The organism is Steroidobacter denitrificans (genome assembly GCF_001579945.1).
Taxonomy (GTDB): domain Bacteria; phylum Pseudomonadota; class Gammaproteobacteria; order Steroidobacterales; family Steroidobacteraceae; genus Steroidobacter; species Steroidobacter denitrificans.
On the sequence record NZ_CP011971.1, the window covers coordinates 1,007,365 to 1,026,648 of the forward strand.

General features: G+C 62.3%; 16 protein-coding genes. 12 read left to right on the plus strand and 4 right to left on the minus strand.

Annotated features, from left to right (window positions below):
• Window positions 1–69: 69 nt before the first annotated feature.
• From hflK to ACG33_RS04430, 10 genes are all read left to right on the plus strand, one after another.
• On the plus strand, window positions 70–1,218 hold the full coding sequence (hflK, locus tag ACG33_RS04385) for an FtsH protease activity modulator HflK (RefSeq protein ID WP_066919021.1): 1,149 nt from the start codon (window positions 70–72) through the stop codon (window positions 1,216–1,218).
• Complete coding sequence (gene hflC / locus ACG33_RS04390; protein ID WP_066919022.1) at window positions 1,218–2,087, plus strand: protease modulator HflC; 870 nt, start codon at window positions 1,218–1,220, stop codon at window positions 2,085–2,087. The genes hflK and hflC overlap by 1 nt, the downstream gene beginning before the upstream one ends.
• Window positions 2,088–2,098: 11 nt before the next feature.
• Entirely contained in the window at window positions 2,099–2,290 is a 192-nt protein-coding gene (locus tag ACG33_RS04395; RefSeq protein ID WP_066919024.1) for a DUF2065 domain-containing protein, read from the plus strand.
• 8 nt (window positions 2,291–2,298) lie between these two features.
• Window positions 2,299–3,591, plus strand: a complete 1,293-nt coding sequence (locus ACG33_RS04400) for an adenylosuccinate synthase (protein ID WP_066919026.1) — start codon at window positions 2,299–2,301, stop codon at window positions 3,589–3,591.
• Window positions 3,592–3,810: 219 nt separating this feature from the next.
• Window positions 3,811–4,266 carry a universal stress protein gene (locus ACG33_RS04405; protein WP_066919028.1) on the plus strand — a complete coding sequence of 152 codons (456 nt, stop codon included), beginning with the start codon at window positions 3,811–3,813 and terminating at the stop codon, window positions 4,264–4,266.
• A gap of 87 nt (window positions 4,267–4,353) precedes the next feature.
• Window positions 4,354–4,596 (plus strand): EF-hand domain-containing protein, encoded by a 243-nt coding sequence (locus tag ACG33_RS04410; RefSeq protein ID WP_168160017.1) that lies wholly within the window; start codon window positions 4,354–4,356, stop codon window positions 4,594–4,596.
• Window positions 4,597–4,659: 63 nt separating this feature from the next.
• Window positions 4,660–5,799 (plus strand): 2-methylcitrate dehydratase, encoded by a 1,140-nt coding sequence (gene prpD, locus ACG33_RS04415; protein ID WP_066919032.1) that lies wholly within the window; start codon window positions 4,660–4,662, stop codon window positions 5,797–5,799.
• A 133-nt stretch (window positions 5,800–5,932) separates the two neighbouring features.
• Entirely contained in the window at window positions 5,933–6,508 is a 576-nt protein-coding gene (locus tag ACG33_RS04420; RefSeq protein WP_066919034.1) for a YcbK family protein, read from the plus strand.
• 282 nt (window positions 6,509–6,790) lie between these two features.
• A complete protein-coding gene (locus ACG33_RS04425; RefSeq protein WP_066919036.1) occupies window positions 6,791–7,873 on the plus strand; it encodes an efflux RND transporter periplasmic adaptor subunit in 1,083 nt (360 codons plus the stop codon).
• On the plus strand, window positions 7,870–10,965 hold the full coding sequence (locus tag ACG33_RS04430; protein WP_066919038.1) for an efflux RND transporter permease subunit: 3,096 nt from the start codon (window positions 7,870–7,872) through the stop codon (window positions 10,963–10,965). Before ACG33_RS04425 ends, ACG33_RS04430 begins: the two co-directional genes overlap by 4 nt.
• Here ACG33_RS04430 and ACG33_RS16310 read toward each other — a convergent pair.
• From ACG33_RS16310 to ACG33_RS04440, 3 genes are read right to left on the minus strand one after another with little or no spacing between them, the layout of a single operon-like run.
• The gene (locus ACG33_RS16310; protein ID WP_168160018.1) at window positions 10,949–11,116 is read right to left on the minus strand and encodes a hypothetical protein; all 168 of its coding nucleotides are present in this window, start codon (window positions 11,114–11,116) and stop codon (window positions 10,949–10,951) included. The two genes, ACG33_RS04430 and ACG33_RS16310, sit on opposite strands and share 17 nt — an antisense overlap.
• Window positions 11,117–11,121: 5 nt before the next feature.
• Window positions 11,122–14,229 (minus strand): efflux RND transporter permease subunit, encoded by a 3,108-nt coding sequence (locus ACG33_RS04435; protein WP_066919040.1) that lies wholly within the window; start codon window positions 14,227–14,229, stop codon window positions 11,122–11,124.
• A gap of 12 nt (window positions 14,230–14,241) precedes the next feature.
• Window positions 14,242–15,420 (minus strand): efflux RND transporter periplasmic adaptor subunit, encoded by a 1,179-nt coding sequence (locus ACG33_RS04440; protein ID WP_066919042.1) that lies wholly within the window; start codon window positions 15,418–15,420, stop codon window positions 14,242–14,244.
• 71 nt (window positions 15,421–15,491) lie between these two features.
• Between ACG33_RS04440 and ACG33_RS04445 the strand changes: the two genes are divergently transcribed.
• Entirely contained in the window at window positions 15,492–16,772 is a 1,281-nt protein-coding gene (locus ACG33_RS04445; protein ID WP_066919044.1) for a TIGR03617 family F420-dependent LLM class oxidoreductase, read from the plus strand.
• Between the two features lie 46 nt (window positions 16,773–16,818).
• Here the strand turns inward: ACG33_RS04445 and ACG33_RS04450 are convergent, their stop codons facing one another.
• Entirely contained in the window at window positions 16,819–17,826 is a 1,008-nt protein-coding gene (locus tag ACG33_RS04450) for an AraC family transcriptional regulator (RefSeq protein ID WP_066919046.1), read from the minus strand.
• Window positions 17,827–18,066: 240 nt separating this feature from the next.
• Between ACG33_RS04450 and ACG33_RS04455 the strand changes: the two genes are divergently transcribed.
• Complete coding sequence (locus tag ACG33_RS04455) at window positions 18,067–19,275, plus strand: acetyl-CoA C-acetyltransferase (protein ID WP_066919048.1); 1,209 nt, start codon at window positions 18,067–18,069, stop codon at window positions 19,273–19,275.
• Window positions 19,276–19,284: the final 9 nt, after the last annotated feature.

A 19,284-nucleotide genomic window follows, 5' to 3' on the forward strand; every position in this document is an offset into this window, starting at 1 on the left:
CGCATTCTGAGGGGAAACCCTTGGCAGCCGCGGTCGACTGTACTTTCGGAATCAGAGCAACAATCCACTATGGCATGGAACGAATCCGGCGGTCAGCCCGGCAAGCGTAACCCTTGGGGCGGCGGCAACAAGTCCAACCAGGGCCCTCCGGACCTCGACGAAGTGGTCCGCAATCTGCAACGGCGCCTGGCAGGACTGTTCGGCGGCGCGGGCAGCGGCGGCGGCTCGGTGGTCCCCGGTCCGGGAGCCGGCGGCTTCAGTCTGGGTATCATTGCGCTGGTCCTGCTGGCAGTTTGGGCCTTTACAGGTCTGTATACGGTGGACGCCGCGGAGCGCGGCATCATCCTGCGCTTCGGCAAACACGTCGCCACCACCATGCCCGGTCTGCGCTGGCATCTGCCCTGGCCGATTGAAACCAAGCAGATCGTCAATACCCAGAGTGTCGAGAGCATCAGCGATCAGACTCGCATGTTGACCACGGACGAAAACCTGGTGGACATCAATCTCGAAGTGCAGTTCCGGCGTTTGAATGCGCTGGACTACGCCTTCAATGTGCTGCGGCCGGAGGACACGGTCAAGGACGTGACCGAAAGCGCCATCCGCGAGGTGGTCGGGCGCAGCACCCTGGACAGCGTGCTGGAGTCGGGCCGGCAGGACATCGTCGCGCGTACCAAGGAACTGGTGCAGCGCACACTCGATGCCTACAAGACCGGCATCGAAGTGACCTCGGTCAACCTGCAGGACGTCAGGGTGCCCAGCGAAGTGGCGCCGGCGCAGCAGGATGCGATCAAGGCGCGCGAAGACCGTGATCGCCTGTCGCTGGCGGCCCAGGCGTATGCGAACGATATCATTCCGCGTGCGCGCGGCGCCGGCGTGCGCCAGACCGAGGATGCGCAGGCCTATCGTGCCCGCAAGATCTCCAATGCCGAAGGTGAGGCGCAGCGCTTCCTGCATCTGCTGGATGAGTATCAACGATCTCCGGGGGTGACCCGCGAGCGTCTGTACATCGAGACCATCGAAGCCGTGCTGAAGTCCAGCAAGAAAGTCGTCATCGACACCGACGGTACCGGTAATCTGCTGTATCTGCCGATCGACAAGCTGCTGGAGCAGAGCCGTCGCAGCGCGCCGAGCAGTTCCGCGGCGAATATCACGATCGAACCGGCAGATGCCGCCGGCTCCGCAGCCAGCGCCGAGCGTCGCGCCCGAGGTACACGATAATGGCGAATCGCGCCTTTCTGGTTCTCATCGCCGGCATCGTTGCCGCCATGCTTGTTTCGATGGCCGCCTTCACGGTGCGCGAGACGGACCTGGCGATCAAGTTCCGCTTCGGTGAAATCGTGCGGTCGGATTACGCTCCCGGACTGCATTTCATGCTGCCCATGGTCAACAATATCCGCAAATTCGAGCGCCGCATCGTGACGCGCAATTATCCGTCCGAGCAGTTCTTGACCAGCGAAGGCAAAATCCTGCGCATCGACTTCTACATCAAGTGGCGTATCGCGGATGTGGCCAATTATTACCGCGCGACCGGTGGTGACGAAGAGGTGGCCGCGGGCCGTCTGGGGAGCATCGTCAAGGACGGCATCAAGGGGGTGATCGCGCGCCGCACCATTCAGCAGGTGGTCGCGGCGGAGCGCACGGAGTTCACCGGTGAGATTCTCAAGATTGCCGAGGCGAATACCGCCGGCCTGGGTTTGCAACTGGTCGATGTGCGTGTCAAGAAGATCGACTTGCCCGAGGAAGTCAGCGAATCGGTATTCAGCCGCATGCGCCAGGACTTCGACCGGCAGGCCAAGCGCCTGCGCGCCGAGGGTGAGGAGAATGGCGAGAAACTGCGCGCCGAGGCCGATCGCGAACGCACCGAATTGCTGGCGGAAGCCTATCGTCAGGCGGAAATCATTCGCGGCGAGGGCGACGCCAAGGCCGCCGAGGTGTATGCCGCCGCCTATGCGCGCAACCCCGAGTTCTACTCGTTCTTTCGCAGCCTGCAGGCCTACCAGGAGTCCCTGGGTACAGACAGCGATGTACTGGTGATCTCACCCGACAGCGATTTCTTCAAGTATCTCAATCGTTCCGGCAGACGCTGAAGCCGGCTGCCATGGATTGGTCGGATCTGCTGGCGGCGCTTGCCCTCTACCTCGTGCTCGAGGGTATCCTGCCTTTCCTGAATCCTCAGGCGATGAAGCGTGTGATGGCCTCGTTCGCCAATATCGCCGACGCGCGCCTGCGGGTATGGGGCCTGGTCAGCATGGGCGCAGGCATCATGCTGCTGTACTTGGTTCGTTCATAGAGATCGTCATGCACAGGAATGTCGTCGTCATCGGTGCCCAATGGGGCGATGAAGGCAAAGGTAAGATCGTCGACCTGCTGACCGGCGGGGTTTCGGGGGTGGTGCGTTTTCAAGGAGGGCACAACGCCGGCCATACACTGGTCATCGGCGGACGCAAGACCATCCTGCGCCTGATTCCTTCGGGTATTCTGCATGAGGGGGTCACTTGTTTCATCGGCAACGGCGTGGTGCTGTCGCCGCAAGCCCTGTTCGAGGAAATGGAGGAATTGCTGCGGGCCGGCGTCGATGTGCCCAGCCGCTTGCGCATTTCCGAGGCCTGTCCGCTGATCCTGCCATACCATATCGCCCTGGATCAGGCCCGCGAGGCGGCCATGGGCGCCGGCAAAATCGGCACCACGGGCCGCGGCATCGGTCCGGCCTACGAAGACAAGGTGGCGCGGCGCGCCATTCGCGTCCAGGATCTGTTTGCACGTGAGCGTTTCGCTGCGAAGCTCGGCGAGGTGCTGGACTTCCATAATTTCGTGCTGCGTAATTATTTCAAGGCGCCGACCATCGACTTTCAGGAGACCCTCGATGATGCCTTGCAGCTCGCGGAGCGGCTGCAGCCCATGGTGGCGGATGTTTCCGGCGAGGTGAACGCCCTGATTCGTGCCGGCCGGCGGCTGCTGTTCGAGGGGGCGCAGGCCGCGCTGCTGGATATCGATCACGGCACCTATCCATTCGTCACGTCCAGTAATTGCGTTGCCGGCCAGGCGGCGGCCGGTGTGGGCGTCGGCCCGCAGCAGTTGCACTATGTGCTGGGCGTGGCCAAGGCCTACGCGACACGGGTGGGCAGCGGGCCGTTCCCCACTGAACTGGAGGATGAGGTCGGCGAGCATCTGCGGGTGCGCGGCAACGAGTACGGTTCGGTGACCGGCCGACCGCGCCGCTGCGGCTGGTTCGATGCCGCCGGCTTGAAGCGTGTCGTGGAGCTCAACGGTATCACCGGGCTGTGCATCACCAAGCTCGATGTGCTCGACGGACTGGACACGGTGCGCGTCGCCGTGGGCTACAGGGTGCACGGCGAGTTTCGCGACCGCTTGCCGGTGGGCGCGGCGGCGGCGGCCATCTGCTCGCCGGTCTATGAGGAATTGCCGGGTTGGAAGGAAAACACCCTGGGTGTGAAATCCTTCGAGGATCTGCCGCAGAATGCCCAGGCCTACCTGCATCGGCTCGAAACGCTGGTGGGCGCACCCATCGTCATCGTCTCGACCGGTCCGGACCGCGAAGAAACCATCATTCGCTCGAATCCTCTGGCCTGAGCCGATCGGCATTCGCCGCTGCGGCGAGGCTGCGGTGTGACAATGCGGCGTCGGCACCTGGAAATGCGGCGCCGGCACCTGGATCGGACGGCCAGGCGGCGCGGCGGACTTACCGCGAAATCGCGTGGTACCTGCGGGAAATCCCGGGTTAGCGCGGGATGGCGGGTCTCGTTACCATGGTGAAACTTCTGTTTTTCGAACGCGTGGACTATCAACACCATGTATAAAAAGATACTCGCTCCGATCGATGGCAGCCCGACGTCGGCACGGGGGCTGGAGGAAGCAATCAAACTGGCGAAGGGCACAGGCGGCACATTGCGCCTGGTGCATGTCGTCAATGAGTTTGTGATGGACTCCGCCTACGCGTTCCCGCAGTACTACGAGCAGGTCATTGCAGCCATGCGTAAAAGCGGCGCCGACTTGCTGGCCGAGGCTGTCGCGGCCGTACGCAAGCAAGGCGTCGAGTGCGACAGTCAATTGATGGAAACCGTGGGTGGCCGGGCTGCGGACGCGATCGTCGCGGAGGCTCGGCGATGGCCGGCGGATCTGATCGTTCTGGGTACCCATGGACGCCGCGGTCTGCGCCGTCTTGCACTGGGCAGCGATGCCGAAATGGTGCTGCGCAGTTCGCCGGTACCGGTCCTGCTGGTGCGTGAAACACCAGAAGCGGCTTGATTGCGGCGGCGCCGCGCCGCAACGTCTTCGAAGTCCTGCATCACCCCGTCACCAATGCCCGCAAGCCGGGTCTGCAAGGAATACATCATGTCCGCAGCGAACATCCCGTCACGATATGCCGCCGATACCGACGAACTCAGGAAGGAATTCGCTTCGGTCGACAAGAATGGTGATGGACGTGTGAGTTTCGAGGAGTTCAAGCAGTTGCTCGATGGCCTCGAGAGCGGCCTGTCCGAGCCGGAAATGCGCATCGGCTTTCGTGAAGTCGACACGGACCGCGACGGACGTATCGATTGTCGGGAATTCATCGAGTGGTGGACCAGTGATTGACACCCGCAGGAGCTTGCCGCCGCGCAGGAAATCCGCGTTGCCGGGAAAACCGCAGGCAGTCGTTTGAAGCAGGGCGGGGCCGATCCGGAGCCGGACGCGGCGCTGGCGGCGATAGCCGACTATGCCGTGTCGTTCCGTATCGCCAATGATGCCGCTTACGAGACGGCGTATTACTGCCTGATGGATACGCTGGCATGCGGCTTCCAGGCATTGCAGTATCCCGCCTGCACCCGGCTGCTGGGACCGCTCGTGCCGGGGGCGACCATGCCGGGCGGTGCACGCGTGCCGGGCACCTCCTATGAACTCGATCCGGTGCAGGCGGCCTTCAATATCGGCGTCATGAGCCGGTGGCTGGATTTCAACGATACCTGGCTGGCAGCGGAATGGGGCCATCCGTCCGACAATGTCGGCAGCATCCTGGCGGTGGCGGATTATGTGTCGCGGCGTAATGCCGCCTTGGGTCAGCCGGCCCTGCCGGTGCGCGACGTGCTGACCGGCATGATCAAGGCATATGAGATCCAGGGTGTGACCGCACTGGAAAATGACTTCAACCGCGTCGGCCTGGATCATGTATTGCTGGTGCGGCTGGCGTCCACGGCGGTGACGGCCGTGATGCTGGGCGCCACGCGCGAGCAGGTCATCAACGCGGTGTCGAATGCCTGGATCGATGGTGGCGCGCTGCGTATTTATCGTCATGCGCCACACACGGGTTCACGCAAGAATTGGGCGGCCGGCGATGCCGGCAGCAGGGCCGTGCGTCTTGCGTTGCTGGCGCTGAGCGGTGAGACGGGCTGTCCGTCCGCGCTAACGGCCCGGACCTGGGGCTTCCAGGAGGTGCCGTTCAAGGGCCAGACGTTGAAGTATCCGCGCTCCTTCGGCAGCTACATGATGGAAAACATATTGTTCAAGATTTCCTATCCGGGGGAATTCCATGGACAGAGCGCGGTGGAGGCGGCGATGAGCCCGCATGCGCTGGTGAAGGACCGGCCGGAGCGGCTCGAGCGCCTGGCGGTGGACTGTCCGACCGGCCATCGCAGACGCCGCGCGGAGGGCGTGCCGTTATTGGTGAAGAAATTCGAAACCTCGGTGGCGGCACACTTCCGGCCTAAACAAACCGAGGCGATCAAGGCGCTGTTTGCTGATCGAGCACGGCTCGAGCGGTTGCCGGTACAGGAATTCATGGCCGGATTAGTCAGGAATTAGCGGGGTGGGTCGAGCAAGAACCAAAGGCGGTTCGTGTGGGCAAGGAGGGCTGGCGGTAGGATGGTTCAGGTACAGCGGGGCGACGTCGATACCGGACTTGCGCTAAGCTGCGGCACTTCCGCGGAGGAATCTTATGTCGGATCAGCCTACCTATTCCCGGAGCCCGGCCTGGAGCAGACGCCGTTTCCTGCGCTATTGGAGCGCGGCGGCGCTGGGCTCGACGCTGATTTCGGTAGCCGCTCCGGCGGCGCTGGCGCTCGGCCCGGAGCGGCGGACCTTGAGGTTCGTGCATACCCACACCGGGGAAAAGCTGGTCGCGCCCTATTCCCAAGGGGGATGCTATCTGCCGGAATGTCTGGATCGGGTCAGGCACTTCCTGCGTGATTTCCGTACCGGGGAGAGCCATCCGATCGATCCCGGCCTGCTGGACATCCTGTATGACCTGCAGATCCAGGCCGGCCGGGAAGATGCCTTCCAGATCATCTCCGGTTATCGATCACCGGCGACGAATGCAAATCTACGCAGCAAATCCACCGGGGTCGCCGAGCGCAGCCTGCACATGCAGGGCAAGGCGCTCGATATCCGGCTTACGGGGTTTTCGACGCGCAAACTCCGCGATCTGGCCCTGTCGCTGCAGCGCGGCGGGGTGGGCTACTACGCCAGCTCGGATTTCGTGCATATCGACACCGGACGCGTGCGTTTCTGGTGACCAAAAAGAATCCGATACTCGACTCTTTGTTCAATGAAAAGTCATCCTTATTCGAAAGGTAAGGATGCGCCGCATTTCGAGCCAGTCTTCAACGCGCGAGTCGCGCGTACGATTTTATCCATCCCTGCCTACGACGGTACATATCCATGCGCTGCGCCGGAGCGCATAGGCATCAGCTTGACGTTTGCGTGATATGTTTGTGCAGCTGCATGCATCGAGCATGCACGAGCGTATGACGGTTATTCGCAAAGAAAAGCTGAAGGAAAGCTGAAGGAAAGTCGTATGAGCAAGTGGTTGATCGGGCTGGCCGCATTGGCGCTGGCCCTGGGTGCCATTTTCGGCGGCAAGTACTATCAGAACAGACAGGCCGCAGCGGCTGCAGCCAGGCAGAGCTGGCCGGCTGCATCGGTGGCCACGGCCAGGGCACAGCAGGCATCCTGGGACACGCGGATACGTGCCGTGGGCACGCTGCGCGCGGTCAATGGCACGCGGGTCAGTGCGCAGCTCGCCGGCAACGTGACGCAAATCGCCTTTGAATCGGGTGCGCGCGTCAACAAGGGCGATCTACTGGTGCAGCTGGACGATTCCAGCCAACGCGCAGCACTGCGCTCGAATCAGGCGCGGCTCAAATCCGCGGTCATGGACCTTGAACGTGCCAGGAAGTTGATCCGATCGCATGCGGTCAGTCAGGAGCAGCTGCAGGCCGCGCAGCGGGAGCACGACATGGCTGCTGCAGCGGTGGCCAGCGACCAGGCTGTGCTGACCAAGCTGCGCATCACCGCGCCCTTCGACGGAATGCTGGGAATACGTGAAGTCAGTCTGGGCCAATACGTGGCGCCCGGCACGGGCATCGTGGATCTGCAGCACTGGAATCCGTTGCTGCTGGATTTTGCCTTGCCACAGGAGGTACTGATGCAACTGGAGTCGGGACAGGCTGTCGAGTTCAAAACCAGTGCCCGCCCCGATGAGGTCTTTACCGGCAAAATCGCGGCCATGGCCGCGCAGATGGATCCGCAGACACGCAACATCGAGGTGCAGGCGACGATCGACAACCAGGACGATAAGTTGCGCCCGGGCTTGTTCGGCCACGTGACGCTGAGTCTGGGACGCGCCATGACGGGTATTGCGGTGCCGCAGTCGGCGCTCACCTACAGCACCTTCGGCAATTCGATCTTCGTACTGGCCGGCGCCGAGCATGGAGAACAAGTGGTGCGCGCCAAGGTCGTACATGTACTGCACGAACGTCAGGGCCAGGTACTGCTCGAAGCCGATGATCTGGAGGACGGAGCCATCGTGGTGACAGCGGGGCAGAACAAGCTGCGGGACGGCGCTGTGGTGAGCATCGACAACAGCGTGTCGCCATGAAATTCACCGACTTTTTCATCCGGCGTCCGGCGCTGGCCACGGCGCTCAGCCTCATCATCCTGCTGCTGGGTCTGCGTGCCTGGACACAGATGGAAACGCGTCAGTATCCCAACATCACCAGTGCCGAGATTACCGTCACCACGGTCTACCCGGGTGCCGGTCCGGAGACGGTCCAGGCCTATGTCACCGTGCCTTTGCAGCAGGCCATCAGCAGCGCATCCGGCATCGATTACATGACCGCCACCAGCGAGCAGGGGCAGTCGGTCATCACGATCGAGATGCAGCTGGGGTTCGATCCGGATGCGGCGCTGGCGCAGATTCTGTCCAAGGTGAATCAGGTGCAGAACCTGCTGCCGGCCGGTAGCCTGGATCCGCGCATCGACTCCAAGGTCGGCGGTGCCAGCGCCAAGATGTGGATCATGTTCTATGGCGATGAGCTGGAGCAGGCGCAAGTCAACGACTATGTGCTGCGCGTCGCCAATCCTCGTATCCACAGCGTACCCGGCGTCGGTACGATCGACGTCGTCCCCGCCGGTACCGATCCCAACGCCAACGCCTATGCACTGCGCGTTTGGCTGGATCCGATGCGCATGACGGCACGCGGCGTCGTCGCTGCCGACGTGGCCGGCGCGCTGGCGGCCAACAACTTCGTCTCTGCGGTTGGACAGACGCGCAATCCGCAGCGGCAGATTTCAATCAACGCCAGTACGTCGCTGCACGATGTCGATGAGTTCAAACAACTCGTGGTACGCAGCGTAGGTACCACTCAAGTGCGCCTCGAGGACGTAGCCGACGTCACGCTGGATACGCAGAATCACAATCAGATGTCGTTCTTCAACGGCCACGAAGCGGTAGCCGTTGGCGTGAACACAACCCCGGCAGCCAATGAGCTGGAGGTATCGGCCGGAGTGCATGCTGTGATCGATGAGTTGCGCCAATCGTTGCCGCCGGGGCTGCACATCGGCATGGCTTACGATGCCGCCAAGTTCATCAACGCGTCGCTCGAAGAGGTGTTTCTGACCATTGGCATCACACTGCTGGTGGTGGTCGTGGTGATCTTCCTGTTCCTGGGTTCGCTGCGCTCATTGCTGCTGCCGGCGATCGCCATTCCGCTGGCGATCGTGGGGGGTGGCCTGCTCATGCTGGCGCTGGGGTTCACGATCAATCTGCTGTCGCTGCTGGCCATCGTACTGGCCATTGGCCTGGTGGTGGACGACGCCATCATCGTGCTGGAGAACATCCAGCGCCTGATCGATGAGGGGCAGCCGCCGTTTCAGGCGGCGATCAACGGCGCCCGCGAACTGGCGACACCCATCATCGTCATGACGACCACAGTCGTGGCGGTGTTTCTGCCCATCGGTTTCATGGGCGGCCTGACGGGCGCATTGTTCACCGAATTTGCATTCACGCTGGTGGCCGCGGTAGTGATCTCGAGCGTCATTGCACTCACGCTCACACCCATGCTGTGCTCCAGGGTACTGCAGCCGACTTCATCGACGGGACTGACGCACTGGCTGGAGCGCGGTTTCAACGCACTGCGCCGCGGCTATGACCGCTCGCTGGAAGAGGTGCTGACCGTGCGTCCACTGGTCCTGCTGGCGGTCGGCGCGGTGCTGGCCAGCACGCCGTTTTTGTTCCTGGGGAGTGAAAGCGAGCTGGCACCGGACGAGGACCAGAGCATCGTGACTTACGCCGGCGTCGGACCGGCCACCGCCACCCGCAGCTACCTGGACAAGTACAACGCGCAGATCCATGAATTTCTGAGTCCGGAGAATTATCCGGAAACCGAGCTGGTATGGCAGATCAGCGGCGTTCCGCCGCAGGGCGGCGCCGGTGCCAATGCCGTATTTGGCGGCGCCAATCTCAAGGATTGGAACGAGCGCGCGCGCACGCAGATGCAGCTCATGCCATTGATGCAAGGTGACTTGAGCAAGGTCACCGGCCTGCAGACGGTGGCGTTCTCACAGCCGGTGCTTCCAGGCGCCGCGGGACTGCCCGTACAGTTCGTGCTGACCTCGGCGCTCGGCTATGACGAGCTCAGCAAGGCCGCCGACACCCTCATGGGCGCGGCCTATCGAAGTGGTCATTTCGCCTTCCTGCAAAAAGATTTGCGCATCGATGCCCCGGCCATTTCCCTGGACATCAAGCGCGACGTGGCCGCCAGCCTGGGGCTGAGCATGAGCGATATCGGCCGGAATCTTGGGACCTTGCTGAGCGAAGGCATGACGGGCCGCTTCGAAATGTCGGGTCGCAGCTACCAGGTGGTTCCCCTGGTGCCCGACGCACAGCGCGCCGACATCAATGCTCTGAATGAATACTATCTGCGCGGCGCCGGCGGCGAACGGGTGCCCTTGAACACGGTGGTCGATACCCGCCGGACCGTGCAGGCTCAATTCCTGCCGCAGTTCCAGCAACTCAACTCGGTCACGCTCCAGGGCGTGGCCGCCCCCGGCGTTACGCTGGGGCTGGCGCTGGATACGCTCGGGAATCTGACCCACAGCGAGCTGCCTGGCGATTACAGCATCGATTACGGCGGCCAGTCGCGCCAGTTCGTACAACAGGGCAGTGCCGTGATTCTTACCTTCGTGCTGTCCATCCTGCTGGTCTACCTGTTGATGGTGGCGCAATTCGAAAGCTTCCGCGATCCATTCATCGTGCTGGCGGCGGTGCCTATGTCGGTCTTCGGCGCCCTGGTGTTCGTCTATCTGGGATTCACCAGCCTCAACATCTATACCCAGGTCGGCCTCATTACGCTCATCAGCTTGATCACCAAGCAGAGCATCCTGGTGGTGGAATTCGCCAATGTGATCCAGGAAACAGAGGGGCTGGATCGAATGGAGGCGGTCAAGAAGGCATCCAGCATTCGCTTGCGTCCCATCATCATGACCACCGCGGCCATGGTGTTTGGCGTGGTGCCTTTGTTGCTGGCCTCCGGCCCGGGCGCCGTCAGCCGCTATGCCATCGGCCTGGTGATCGCCACGGGACTTACCATTGGCGCGCTGATTTCGCTTTATGTGGTACCGGTCATCTACAGCTATATCGCCGTGGATAAACGCGCGCAACGTTCGGCCGGCGCTATTTCAGGGTCATGAGGATGTAATAGACGATGACGCCCACCATGCTCATGACGCCGCCCCAGATCAGAATGGGCCCGAAATTCCGCTCGCGGTTCGTATAGCCGATCATCAGACAGAGCAGACCCAGGAAGGTGATGGCGATACCCGTGCGTATGATTGGATCCATGGCTCCTATGCTCGTCTCTCGCGGGTTATGAGCCGTTCCACCACCACGAAAAACAGGGGGATGAAGAACAGACCGAGGAATGATCCGGCGATCATGCCGCCCACGACGCCGGTACCGATGGCGCGCTGCGCGCCGGAACCGGCGCCGGTGGCGATGGCCAGCGGCAGCACGCCCAGCCCGAAGGCAAGCGACGTCATCAGGATGGGGCGCAGGCGAATGCGTATCGCCGCCATCGTGGCGTCGATCAGATCCATGCCTTTTTCATAATTGGTCTTGGCGAACTCGACGATCAGGATCGCGTTTTTGCTGGACAAGCCGACGGTGGTCAGCATCGCTACCTGGAAGTAGATATCTCGCTCCATGCCGCGCAGCGTGTTGGCCAGTACCGCGCCGAGGATGCCCAGCGGGGCGACCAGCAGTACGGCGGTCGGTATGCTCCAGCTCTCGTACAGTGCCGCAAGACAAAGGAACACGACCAGCAGCGACAGTGTGTACAGCAGGGGTGTCTGGGCACCGGCCGCACGTTCCTGATACGACGTGCCGGTCCACTCCAGGCTGATACCCCGCGGCAGTTGCTCGACCAGTTTCTCGACCTCGGCCATGGCGGTGCCCGAACTCACGCCCGGAGCGGCTTCGCCGCTGATCTGCACCGCCGGTACGCCGTTGTAGCGTTCCAGCCGTGGCGAGCCGTAATCCCAGTGGGCGCTGCCGAAGGCGCTGAACATGACCATCTCGCCCCGTGCATTGCGCACCGACCAGCGCATGAAGTCCTCGGGTCTCATGCGAAATTCCGCATCCGCCTGCATGTACACCCGCTTGACCCGGCCGCGGTCGATGAAGTCATCGACATACTGGCTGCCCCAGGCGGAGCCCAGCACGGCATTGATATTCGCGGTGGACAGACCCAATGCCGCGGCGCGGTCGTTGTCGATATCGATGCGTAGCTGCGGAGCGTCGTCCTGGCCATTGGGACGAACATTGACCATCAATGGATTCCGCGCAGCGGCGCCCAGGAACTGATTGCGTGCCGCCAGCAGCGCCTCGTGGCCCAGGCTGGCATCATCCTTGAGGTAAAAAATGAAACCTGCCGATACGCCCAGTTCCGGCACGGCCGGGGGAGCGAACGCAAATACCATGGCGTCTTTGATCTGGCTGAATGCCCGCATGGCGCGTCCGGCGAGGGCTTTGACATGCAGCTCCGGCGCGGTGCGCTCGTCCCAGTTCTTGAGATGAATGAATGCCGCGCCGGTATTTTGCCCGGAACCGCTGAAGCTGAAGCCTTGTATCGTGAGCACGGAACCGATGGCTTCCTGTTCCTGCTCCAGGAAAAACTCACGGACCTGTTTCAACACTTCCAGCGTGCGTTCCTGTGTTGCACCGACGGGTGCCAGCACCTGGGTGAGCAGCAAGCCCTGGTCTTCCTCGGGCAGGAACGACGTCGGCAGGCGCAGGAACAGTACGGCCATCACCACGACCATGGCCGCAAATACCGCCAGATAGCGTCTGGTGCGGGACAGAATGCCCTGCACCGCGCCCTCATAGCTGCGTTGGCTGCGCTCGAAGAGGCGATTGAACCAGCCGAAGAAACCTTTTTTCTGGTTCTGCGGATTCTCGATCGGCTTGAGCATCGTGGCGCACAGTGCCGGCGTCAGGATGATCGCCACGATCACCGACAGGAGCATCGCGGCCACGATCGTGGCGGAGAATTGCCGGTAGATCACACCCGTGGATCCGCCCATGAAGGCCATCGGCACGAACACCGCCGATAGCACCATCGCGATGCCGATCAATGCGCCGGTGATCTGGTCCATCGACTTGCGTGTGGCTTCCAGCGGCGAGAGACCTTCTTCGGCCATGATGCGTTCGACGTTCTCGACGACCACGATCGCATCGTCGACCAGCAAGCCGATGGCCAGCACCATCGCAAACATGGTCAGCATGTTGATCGAGAAGCCCAGCGCCGCCAGCACCGCGAATGTTCCCAGCAACACCACGGGCACTGCGATCGTCGGAATCAAGGTGGCGCGGATGTTCTGCAGGAACAGGTACATCACCAGGAAGACCAGCACGATGGCCTCGATGAGCGTATGTACGACGCTGATGATCGAAACTCGCACGAACGGCGTGGTATCGAATGGCACGACCGCCTTCAAACCTTCGGGAAACGCCGGTTGGAGCTGCTCGATCATCTCCCTCACCCCGCGGGCGGTGGCCAGCGCGTTGGCGTTGGTCGCCAGCGAAATCCCGATGCCGGCGACGGGTTCGCCATTGTAGCTGCCGACGACGGTGTAGCTTTCCGAGCCCAGCTCGACGCGGGCGACATCGCCGAGCCTGAGCACCGAACCGTCGGTGTTGCTGCGCACGACGATGGCGCGGAACTGTTCGGCCGTGCGCAAGCGGCCGCGGGCGTTGATCACGACGTTGAGCTGCTGGCCCGTCATCGCCGGCGTGCCGCCGATCTGCCCCATCGCGACCTGCTGGTTCTGGCCGCGGATGGCGGCCATGAGATCGGCCGTGGTCAGCTTGTATATGTCGAGCTTGTTCGGATCCAGCCAGATGCGCATCGCATACTGGGAGCCGAGCAGATGTGTGGAGCCGACGCCGGCTACGCGCGAGAGCGGGTCGACGATGTTGGCGGCAAGATAGTCGGCAATGTCGATCCTGCTCATGCGCTCGCCCTCGGACACGAAGCCGACGATCATCATGAAGCCTTCGCTGGCCTTGGTGACGCTGACGCCTTGCTGTTGTACGTCCTGAGGCAGCAGCGGGAGAGCCAGCTGCAGCTTGTTTTGCACCTGGACCTGGGCGATATCCGGATCGGTGCCGCTGGCGAAGGTCAGCGTGACCGAGGCGTGGCCGTTGGATTCACTGGTCGCCGACATGTAGATCAGGCCATCCAGGCCCTTCATGTTCTGCTCGATGATCTGTGTCACCGAATCCTCGACGACTTGTGCCGATGCGCCGGGATAATTGGCCGAGATCGATACCGTCGGCGGCGCGATGGTGGGGTAGCGGGAAATCGGCAGCTGGAAAATGGACAGCGCACCGGCCAGCATGACGATGATCGCGATGACCCAGGCGAAGATCGGCCGGTCGATGAAGAATCGCGCCATGATGCGCTCCGTTTAATGTGCTGGGGATGCGGCAGGTGCGGAGGGATCGCCGGGAGCCGCGGCGGTGGGCAACTCGCTGGCCTGCACCGGGATACCGGGCTGGATCTTCTGTAGTCCCTCGACGATTACCCGCTCGCCCGCGGCCAGGCCGCTTTCGACCAGCCACTGATCCCCGATCGTCCGGTTGACTTGCACGACACGCCGTTCGACCTTGCCGTCGGCATCCACGATCAACGCGCTGGTATGGCCGGTGGCATCGCGCAGAATGCCGCGCTGGGGCACCAGCAGTGCGCCATGACGTATGCCGGCGGCGATGATCGTGCGCACGTACATGCCGGGCAACAAAAGATGTTTGGGGTTGGGTACGTCCACCCGCAGCGTAAAGCTGCCGGTGGTCGGATCCACGGTGACCTCGAGAAAAGCCAGCTTGCCGTCGTGATCGTAACGCGAGCCGTCTTCCAGCAGGATCGTCACCGGTAGATCGCTGGTCTTCTCGAGCCTGCCGGCGGCCAGTTCCCGGCGCAGCGATAGAATTTCGTTACTGGGAGCGGTGACATCGATATAGATCGGATCGAGTTGCTGGATGGTCGCCAGCGGTTCGGCCTGATTGGCGGTGACCAGGGCGCCCTGGGTGACCGAGGATCTGCCGATGCGGCCGCTGATCGGCGCGGTGATCCGTGCATAGCCAAGCGTGACCCGGCTGCTCTGCACGGCGGCTTCCGCAGCCATCACGTCGGCTTCGGCCTGGCGCGCGACGGCGGTGGCGTCCTCGAAGTCCTGGGCGCTGACCGCGTCGATCTTCACCAGTTCCGCCGTCCGCTTGAAATTGAGTTGTGCGGTCACGAGCGTCGCCTGTGCCCGCCCCAAGGCGGCCTTGGCGCTGTCGTAACCGGCCCGATAGGTTGCATCCTCGAGTTGGTAGAGCGCCTGGCCGGCCTTGACCAGGCTGCCTTCGGTGAACAGACGGCGCTCGACGATGCCGCTGACCTGAGGACGTACTTCGGCCACCAGGAACGGCACCGTGCGTCCCGGCAGTTCGCGGGTCAGCACGACGGTCTGGGGCTTGATGGTGACCACGTTGACCGCGACGGGAGCGGCCGGCGGCGGGGCCTTGGTGCCACAGGCGGCCAAGGTCAGAACGAGCGGTGCCGACGCAAATAGCGCTGTTAAGGCACGAGCGGGGACAGCCATCGAAACCTCGGGCGCCTAGGGATTAAAGGGAAAACGAGCGGAACGATACCGATGGGAAAAATAATAATGGAATGAAGCTATACGAAACCGGCGTGGGTACGCAACACAGGCAGGCGGTGAGCGGTGTGCGCAAGTGTCACCTCGAGCAGGGCGAACATGGAAAGCAGCCGTCGCAGATGAAGGATCATGGCTGTTCTCCCGGCCCGCCAGCCGATAACATTACCGCTGGAGCGAGCGATCGCGGGGAGAATTACATGACCATGTCCAGGAAACGCTTCAAGCTGGAGCGTCGCCTCAATTTCGGCAATGCCTATGAGGCGCAAAGCGGCGGCGGCCTGGAGCGAGTACTCGCCGAACCGGACTGGACCTGTATCCCGGAGCAGGTGCGGGAAACGGAGCATCTGGGTTATGACGCGCTGGTTGCCGCGGAGATCCCGATCGATCCCTACCTGCCGCTGGTCATTGCCAGTCAAGTGCCCGCTCGCCTGACCCTGGCCACGGGAATCGCCGTGGCGCTGGCCAGAAGTCCGGTCTCGACCGCGTATACCGCCTGGGAACTGCAACGCATGAGCCAAGGCCGCTTCATGCTCGGGCTGGGCTCCCAGGTCAAGGGGCACATCGTGCGGCGCTTCTCGATGCCCTGGTCCAGCCCGGCGCAACGCATGCGTGAGTATATAAAACTCGTCAAGGCTTGCTGGCATACCTGGCAGACGGGTGCGCCCTTGGATTTTCAAGGCGAGTGCTACCGCGTCAATCTCATGCCTCCGGCCATGTGTCTTCCGCCGCAGTCCCATCCGGATATTCCCGTGCAGCTGGCCGCAGTGGGCGAACACATGCTGGGGGTCGCGGGCGAGGTTTGCGAGGGGGTACGGCTGCATAGTTTTTGTTCGCGCAAGTATATCGAACAGATCGCCCTGCCCAGCCTCAGGGCAGGTTTCGCACGCTCGGGCCGGTCTGAAGAGGAATGGGAGCGTTTCGAGGTGGCCGGCGGCGGCATGGTGGTCACCGGCGCCGATGCGGACGAGGTGCAGCGCGGGGTTCTGGAGGTCCGCAAACGGCTGGCTTTCTATGCCTCCACGCCGGCCTACCGGATTCAGATGGAGATCGAGGGTTTCGGTGAGCAGGCGGAGAAATTGACGTGGATGTCGAAGGAGGGCCGATGGAACGAAATGCTCGAGGTCTTCACGGAGGAAATGGCGCATCGCTATGCCGCTATCGGAACTTATGACGCCATCGTCGAGCGTATCCGCGAGCGCTTCGATCTGGTGAGCGCGGTGCAGTTCTCGATTCCCATTCGTACCGCGGCCGATTCGGGCATGCTGCGAGAGCTCATCCAGGATCTCAAGGCTTAGGATCTCAAGGCCCAGGATCTCAAGGTTTAGGCAGGATCTCCCGGCCTTATCGTCTACTCTCCTTGCGATAAGTCCGGGGCGTCACGCCGGTCCATTGCTTGAAGGCCCGGATGAACGCGCTGGCTTCCGAAAAACCGGTCTTGAACGCGATTTCTTCCACGCTATGCCGGTGTCTGGCGAGCAGGTGGATGGCCAGGTCTCTTTTGACTTCCCTCTTGAGGTCGATGAAGGCATAGCCCTCTTTCGCCAGGCGCCGGCGAAGACTGTAGTCGTTGGTTCCCAGCCGGCGGGCAATTTCCGATAACGAGCCGGCGCCTGCCGGATCGTGGGCGATGAGTTCCCTTACGCGAGCGGTCCAGCTGGAACGATCGTAGTCCTGAACGATGATTTCGTACATGGGCTGGCGCAGGAATTCGGCGAGCGAAGCCGGATTCTGACGCACCGGCAGTGCCAACAGGCTGCGCTGGAAGCTGATCGAACAGCTGTCCTGATCGAAATATACCGGGCAACCCCGGAACATGTACTGGTACTCGCGATGATGGCCGGGCATGGGGTAGGGCAGATTCATGCGCTTGATGGGCACCTTTTCCCGGGTCATCCAGCACAGCAGACGGTGGAAGGTGAACAGGAACAATTCATAACCGTATACCGACGGCTTGTTCGAAGTCGCCCAGGGAGCGACCTCGACCGCCGCGGTATTCTTCGTCATCCTCAGGCGAGCATCGAAGCCGCGTTCCATCAAGGCGTGAAAATGGCAGAAACGCTTGATGGTCTGCCCCAGAAACCGGCTATGAATCAGCCAGTGGCACAAGACCGACCAGGAGCCGAGCCGCACCGCTCGAGCGCCATAGCCGAGAAATTCGTCCTCCATCGCCCGCATCACCGCGGTCTGCAGGTCCGCGAACTGGCGGGCGTTGACCCGGGCGTCCTCCAATTGGAGCAACTGGGGAAAGATGCCGCATCTGGCGAGCAGAGCATCGGTATCCAGGTGCTGCGCCCGGGCGTTTGCCAGCGTGACGCGGACAAAGTGGATGTGGACCGACTGATTGTGCATCTCGCTTGTTTTGCCGGCTCGCCTATCCTGATTGTCAGGAAATGTCTATTTTTATGTTTGCGGCTACCATTGTCTATCGAAATCCTCTCGTCATACTTGATATTTTCATGAGACTGGTAGCAGGCGATTTTCAGCCATGATGCGGTGATTTGGCGTCGTTCATGCACAGCGGCGTTCATCCGGAATCTATCGCGGGCAGGCTGGGCGCCGATTCCGTATTGGAACCTCGAGGTGTAAGGCATGGTCAACACGGCGTATATCTATGACGCAATCCGCACCCCGCGTGGGCGGGGCAAGGCGGACGGATCGCTGCACGAGGTCAAGCCCGTGGTGCTCGGCGCGGGCCTGCTTCGAGAGCTGCAACGCCGCCATGACCTTGATACCGCACGCGTGGACGACGTGGTCATGGGGTGTGTGACCCCGGTGGGCGAGCAGGGCGGCGACATCACCAAAACCGTCGTCCAGTATGCCGATTGGGACATCAGCGTTCCCGGCGTCCAAATCGACCGTTTTTGCGCCTCCGCTCTCGAGGCGGTCAACCTGGCGGCGATGAAGGTGGCTTCCGGCTGGGAAGAACTGGTGGTTGCCGGCGGCGTGGAATCGATGTCCCGGGTCAGGATGGGCGCGGCGGGCGGCTCCTGGTTGAATGATCCCGGGATCGCGATCAAGGAGCGCTCCATCCCACAGGGTGTCGGTGCCGACACGATTGCGACTCTCGATGGCTGGAAACGCCGGGATGTCGATGCATTCGCATTGCTTTCGCAACAGCGCGCTCATCATGCACAGGCCAACGGTTTTTTCGACAGGTCCGTGGTGCCGGTGCGGGATGTCCTGGGATCGATGATTCTCGAGAAGGACGAGTTCATCAAGCCGAATACGACGATGGAGGGGCTGGCGAAGCTCAAACCCTCTTTCGCCGCGATGGGCGCCATGGGTTTCGATGAAATGATGATCGGCAAATATCCGCAACTCGGCTGCATCGATCATGTGCACACGCCCGGCAATTCCTCGGGCATCGTCGATGGCGCTTCCGCGGCGCTGATCGGTAGCGAACAGGCCGGCAAGGATCTGGGCCTCACGCCGCGCGGGCGCATCGTGGCTACCGCAGTGATTTCCACCGATCCCACCATCATGTTGGCGGGGCCGGGTCCCGCCGCGAAAAAGTGCCTGGCCAAGGCCGGCCTCGAGGTGGCCGATATCGACCTGTTCGAGATCAATGAAGCCTTTGCATCCGTGGCGCTGCGCTTCATGCAGGATCTCGGTATCGATCGAGAGATCACCAACGTCAACGGCGGCGCGATTGCGATGGGGCATCCCCTGGGAGCCACGGGCTGCATGCTGATCGGCACGCTCCTCGACGAATTGGAGCGGCGCAAGCTCAGGCGTGGCCTGGTGGCCTTGTGCGTGGGCGGCGGCCAGGGTATCGCCACGATCATCGAACGCGTCTGAAGCGGCAAT